Below are 5,744 nucleotides of genomic sequence, written 5' to 3' on the forward strand. Positions count from 1 at the left end.
ACTACAAGCTCTTCTCCACCCTGTTTCCTGTATACTTTGGCATTATATTCTACCACTCATCATCCCTCCAGTTTTAGTGTTGGGGGGCCGATTGGCGGCCCCCATCGCTTTGCTACGCTAACTTCACGCGTGCAAAGGCCTCTTCGAGAACGGGCGCACCGTCTGCCCACATCCTGCCGATGAAACCGACCTGTGAAGTGGCCGCAAACAGCTCGCTCAGCCTCTGAATCTCCATGCCGAACAACTCTGCAATCCAGTAGAACTGGAAGTTGCCCAGGATACCGACGTATTGGCCGGTGGCGAACGTACTGGGAGCATACTCGGACTCGTTCACGGGCAGATTGAGGATCGTATCAGGCTGTCCCGCTGCAAGCCCTTGCTGCCACAGATATTGCCCTTCGCCATCTTTCAGCTTGGAGATCATCTTTATGGCGTCGCGATGGAAAATCCACTGCGCACCATTTCTGTATTGTGCCTTGAGCGCATACTTTACCTCGATGAGGTTATCAGCACTGATTGCAGTTGTCGTGTTACCGGTGCTAAAATCCCTGGCGGTGCTTATACCATTAACGCTTGCGGTAAACACGCCCAATGGCTCAGTAGTGCCGGCGCCGTTCAAGAAGGCGTTCTCCATCGCGGTGGCAAACTTATAAACCAGCCTGTCGCGCACCAGCGCCTCGACGGGGATTGCGCTCACCCTGAGCAGCTTCATGGACACCTTTATGGACTTCGCCAGCTGCTGCGGTTTGAGCTCGCGCTTGTCGAACCTCATTGCGGTATCTAATAGGCCAGCGCCAGTCAAGTCCTGCACTTCGGTCGTCCAGGCAGCGTCGCTCATGTCGACATCAAGTACGGGCGCACCGAGCGAATCAGATGTGGTAACCTGAAATACTCGCGCTATACGCCTCATGAACACGGCGTTGTCCAATGCCTTGATAAGCTCAGCTATGAATTGCTGAGGCGGGACCATGTAGCCGCCCCATGTTGCGTCTGCTGGTGTTTCGCCGCTTAGCACCTGCAGGTCTCTCAATTCTGGTTTGATAGCGCCAGTCATGATGTAGGAGCGAAACGCATCCATCACCTTGGCTGCCCTGTCGTCTTTCTCGCCAAGCGTGGCTTTGATGGGGTTGTTTACGGGCTTATCAAGCTCTCGTTCTTCCTTCTCCTGCTCTTCGAGCCTCTTGGCCCTTTTGGCAAGAGAATCCATCTCGTCGAACATCTTGTCGTACTGCACCTGCTCCTCTGCAGTAAAGTCCCTGTTCTCGGCCTCGGCACGATCTACAAGCTCCTTGGCCTGTTCCCAAATATTTGCTCTTTTCTCGAGTAGCTCTTTAATTTTATCTCCCATATCACTTCATCTCCTTTATTTTGTATAAGTTTAACTTTCTTTTTGCGATTATGATTTTCCTTTTCGCGTCCTCTTCCCACGGCGGCGTCCTATCGAATTGCCTGTAATGCTTGCCTAAATGGGCGCGCACCTTAGCCATATCGGCCTCTGGCAGGTTGGTCTGAGGCAACCTCGCTGCTGCATTGGCCACCGCCCGCCACACCACTGCGCCATCGCTTGGCCTGTGATGGGGAAGTTTCAGGTCGCCGTACGCCTCTGGGGGCATAGTTCTTGCCCATGCGAAGTGCTTTGCGATCCTGCGTTTCTCGGCATCGCTTAAATCCTCCCACGACTCACTGGTAAAATCCTCTAAGGCTGGCGCTTCCCAATCCTCATTTTCGGGTGCAAGCTCGTTTGAAACGTCACCCGGGTCAACACCCCTCTTCTCCATGTGCTCTTCAAACACATCTCTTGCGCTTCTGACTCCGACCGACGTTGAGGGATAGGCCGGATATGTTACGGGACTGACGTCATAAAGGCGTGGTATTTTTATAAGCGTGCGCACTGGCATATCTCCGGTGTCGTCCCATTCCTCTTTTCCGCCTTCCATCGAGAACCCGAAACTCGACTGGTCGACGTCTCCGCGCTTAATGTGCTCCACGAGGTCCCTTCCTGCTGTGGTTTTCATGTTCGGCGTGAACTCATAGCGGAGGCCATGTTCATCCTCCCATACGCGTAAGGTGTTATTCTTCGTCCGAGCTACAATCTGAGACGGATCGTGGTTGAACAAAGCCCTAATATCTGAGCCTTGCAGGGCTTCGCTGAACGCTCCGGGGCGGATCATTTCTTTGAAACCCCAAAGCTCCTCTGATAATTCATTAAACCTGGCAGCGTAGCCGGAAATTATTGGTTCGGCGTCTGCTTCCCGAAGCTCAATCGCGGTGTTTATGTATCTACGCTCCATCTTGTCTTTACTCATCCCCATCTTTCACCTCCTTTCTGGTTGGTGCCACTGAAGTAATGGCCATCATGTTGCCATTTATGAGGTAGGCGTCCCCGCCCTCCTCTGCCGGTATCGGATTCATGTTCTCGAGCTCCCTTATGTCATTCGCGCTAAGCCATCCGTCATTCCTGCCCTTGCTGTAGTATTGTGACCTGCTCGCAACGTCACCACGGAGTAGACCATCTATCACAAACTCCACGTAATACTTCTTTTTATCGCTCTCGCGTAGGAGCTGTCGCCTTATTTGTTGTTCCCAATTCACTAGCCGAGGCCGTAAGCAATCCTGCACAAACTCGATCGACATGTGCTCAATAGACGCGTAGCTTGGCTTTTCGAGCGAAGAAATCTTATGGAGCGGCACGCCGAAGAAGCGGGCCACTTCTTCTGTCTGATATTTACGCGTCTCTATAAATTGTGCGTTGTCATTCTGTATTGTTATCTGGTGCCACTTGAGCCCCTCTTCAAGAAATAGGACCCTGTGTGCCTTGCCAAGGCCTTCGTATTTATCCCTGAATGACTCCTTAAAATTCTTCATGGCTTGTTCTGACAGCTTGCCTGGGATCTCCACGATGCCGGAGGCTACTGCGCCGTTAGCGAAGAAAGAGGCGCCGTATTGCTCGGCCGCGAGGGCAAGGCCTGCTATTTCTCTGGCAAATTTCAATGGCCTGTATCCATTTATGGCATCATTTGATAGACCGCGAACGTGAAACATCTCCCTCGCCGGTATCACAGTAAGCGCTTTGTCTGGCAAACTGACTTCATAAAATAGGTCTTGACTATCGTTTCTGAACGGCCTCACAAAGGGCGCAGGTATCGGCCACATGGCCGTGACCTCCATTCGACCATTCCTGACTATATATGCATAGCAATTGCCAAACAGCTCAAGCTGGGCCTGCATCATTTTCCTGAAGTCGAAGCTGGTCATTTCCTCGTTTGGTTGATACTGGATAATGTCATAAAGCCAATGCTCTCTTGCCCTCCGCCTTCCCCTCGGGTCCACGCGTTCGTAGGTAGGCACCGGCAGCGAAGCTATGGTATTGCTTATGAGATTTATGCATGCATAGACAGCCGAAACCCTGAGCAAGTCCTCTTCGTTGAGGTAAATCCCAGATGCCGTTTCGCCACCTCCGGCAATCCAGCTGTTGAACCATTGTGGTCCACCCGCCAGTGACGAGGCCCGTTTATTAAAGAATCTTTTTATGCCCTGCCATATCCCCATCTCCTGCCTCCCTATACGGCGAATACGCCCCTGTTTTCATAAGCGCTCTCGACCGGGGCATCCGACTGGAGCATCGCCGATATTGCGATTATCATGGCCACGGCCGGGTCTATCCGTTCTGTCGACTTGTCTTTGGCTGGCTTAATATTGCCTGCTGGGTCCTGGACTACTACTAAGTTGTCCATCGCCCAAGTCAAAACTGGATTATTATCATGGCGCAATTTGCGTCCGATAATCAGCCGCTCAAGCTCTTTGCATGCTGGCGACATCGTCTTGAAGCCCTGGCGCACCTCCATCACCGGCACGCCATCATTCTCAAGGTCTATAGCCCACTTCGTGGCGTTCCATGGATCATATCCTACAACTTGCAGAAGTGGGAAGCGATTCTTAATCTCGTCCCTTATGGTAACGCGTATCCAGTCGTGATCTATAACATTGCCATCTGTGGCCGTTATGTATCCGCTTCTTGCCCACGTGTCGTATGGGACCCTGTCCCTTCTAACTCTTGCGGCAATGTTGTCGCGCGGGACCCAGCTATAAGAAAGCACATGAACTATCCCATCGTCGTCCGGCTCGAACACTATCGCGCATGAGGATATATCGGTCGTGGTAGAAAGATCGACCCCAGCCCAGCACCTCAGGCCAGCAAGCTCGGCATGGTCGATATCGCGACTGCCGCACTCTGCCCATGCGCCCATATCTATCCAACGCGTGCTTTGGGTAGTCCATTGGTTCAGGTGGAGCCTCCTAAACGTATTCTGGTAAGCCGGTATTTCCTGCGCCCTTTGGCATTCCTGACGCAAGAAATCAAGTTTTATTGATATTTCAAGGTTTGGATTTGCCTTTCTCCATACGGCCTCATCAGTCCAATCGTCTTCTTGATCGGCCGCGTAGATAAGAGGCAGAAATGTTTTGTCGTCTATAACGCCATCGATTATCTTTTTAGCATATTCGTGGAGCTCCCAGCAAATAGTGTTTCGGTCATAACCTGCCGTGGTAATGGCGAGCATAAGTGGCTGGCGCCTTGCGCCCATAGATGTTTGAAGCACGTCCCACAAGTCCCTATCCGGTGCGACGTGTAGTTCGTCATAAATTACTGCGTGGGCATTGAAGCCGTGTTTGCTGTAAGCCTCGGCTGATATGGCCCGATAGAAGCTGTTGGTTTTGTAGCAAACGATCCGCTTCTGGGAATCGATAATTTTACAAAGCGAAGATAAAGCCTTGCTATTGCGTACCATTGTGGCTGCAGCGTTAAAAACTAGCGAGGCTTGCTCCCGATCTGCAGCGGCTGAGTAAATCTCTGCCCCTTGCTCACCATCTGCAAAAAGCATAAACAAAGCTATAGCTGCTGCGAGCTCGGTTTTGCCATTTTTCCTAGGGATCTCAAGATATGCAGTTCGATATTGTCGTGTGCCGTCTTCGTTTGTTGCGCCAAATAACTGGCGAATAAAGTCTTTTTGCCACTCCTGCAGGTTAAATAGACTGCCTGCCCATTCACCCTTAGTGTGGCGTAATTGCGAGATAAAATTTATCGCCCAGTTAGCCTTCTCCTTAGAAAACAAAGGATCACCCCATCTTTGTTATAAGCTGATCCAGGAATTCATCCTCGCCCTTCCCTGATGGGAGCTCTATCCGGCAACGAGAAGCTGGCGAAAGTCCAAATTCGGAACAAAAGGCGCGAATCTGTTTTAGACATTGGTTGGCTATCCCAACCTGTGGAGCCTGTTGAAGATAACGAACCGAGCCATCTTCGTTGAGAATAGGGTATACTGGGCCATGTTCTTTAAGCCATCGTTCAGCCTCGGCCCATTTGGCGTAGCTCTGGCAATAGGCAGCCAGTGCAGTTCGATCAAGCTGAGTTAATAACCCGAGCTTGTTGAGTTGAGGAGCAACGCGCTCCCATTCTTCTTTAGCTTCAGGGAGTAGCCAATCAGGGCAATCTGGGATGGATAGATCGGGTTGTGGCTCGTTTTTAGGATATGGGCGCTTGGAAGGGTTGCCTTCGAGCTTACGTAATGCTGTTGGTTTTTTTGGTCGTCCTGGCCTCACTTCCTACCCCCCTAAATAAATTTTGCGAAAGTTTGCGCGAGACTCCGCGCCGGTTCCTTTATGACCAGGTCCTCAGAAAATAGATACCCCTACCTCGTATTAACATGTATCTTCATATGACAACTATGACACAAAGACATTAAATT

5 protein-coding genes are annotated in these 5,744 nt (G+C 51.1%); all 5 read right to left on the bottom strand.

The window, feature by feature from the left end; genetic code table 11:
* Nucleotides 1–112: 112 nt before the first annotated feature.
* From PHI12_13170 to PHI12_13190, 5 genes are read right to left on the bottom strand one after another with little or no spacing between them, the layout of a single operon-like run.
* Complete coding sequence (locus PHI12_13170; protein ID MDD5511743.1) at nt 113–1,348, bottom strand: phage major capsid protein; 1,236 nt, start codon at nt 1,346–1,348, stop codon at nt 113–115.
* A 1-nt stretch (nt 1,349) separates the two neighbouring features.
* Nucleotides 1,350–2,306 (bottom strand): HK97 family phage prohead protease, encoded by a 957-nt coding sequence (locus tag PHI12_13175; protein MDD5511744.1) that lies wholly within the window; start codon nt 2,304–2,306, stop codon nt 1,350–1,352.
* The gene (locus PHI12_13180) at nt 2,299–3,549 is read right to left on the bottom strand and encodes a phage portal protein (protein ID MDD5511745.1); all 1,251 of its coding nucleotides are present in this window, start codon (nt 3,547–3,549) and stop codon (nt 2,299–2,301) included. The genes PHI12_13175 and PHI12_13180 overlap by 8 nt, the downstream gene beginning before the upstream one ends.
* An 11-nt stretch (nt 3,550–3,560) precedes the next feature.
* On the bottom strand, nt 3,561–5,111 hold the full coding sequence (locus tag PHI12_13185; GenBank protein ID MDD5511746.1) for a terminase large subunit: 1,551 nt from the start codon (nt 5,109–5,111) through the stop codon (nt 3,561–3,563).
* A 4-nt stretch (nt 5,112–5,115) separates the two neighbouring features.
* On the bottom strand, nt 5,116–5,598 hold the full coding sequence (locus PHI12_13190; GenBank protein ID MDD5511747.1) for a phage terminase small subunit P27 family: 483 nt from the start codon (nt 5,596–5,598) through the stop codon (nt 5,116–5,118).
* Nucleotides 5,599–5,744 lie beyond the last annotated feature (146 nt).

The sequence above is a fragment of the Dehalococcoidales bacterium genome, from assembly GCA_028716225.1.
In the GTDB taxonomy this organism is placed as follows: Bacteria; Chloroflexota; Dehalococcoidia; order Dehalococcoidales; family UBA5760; genus UBA5760.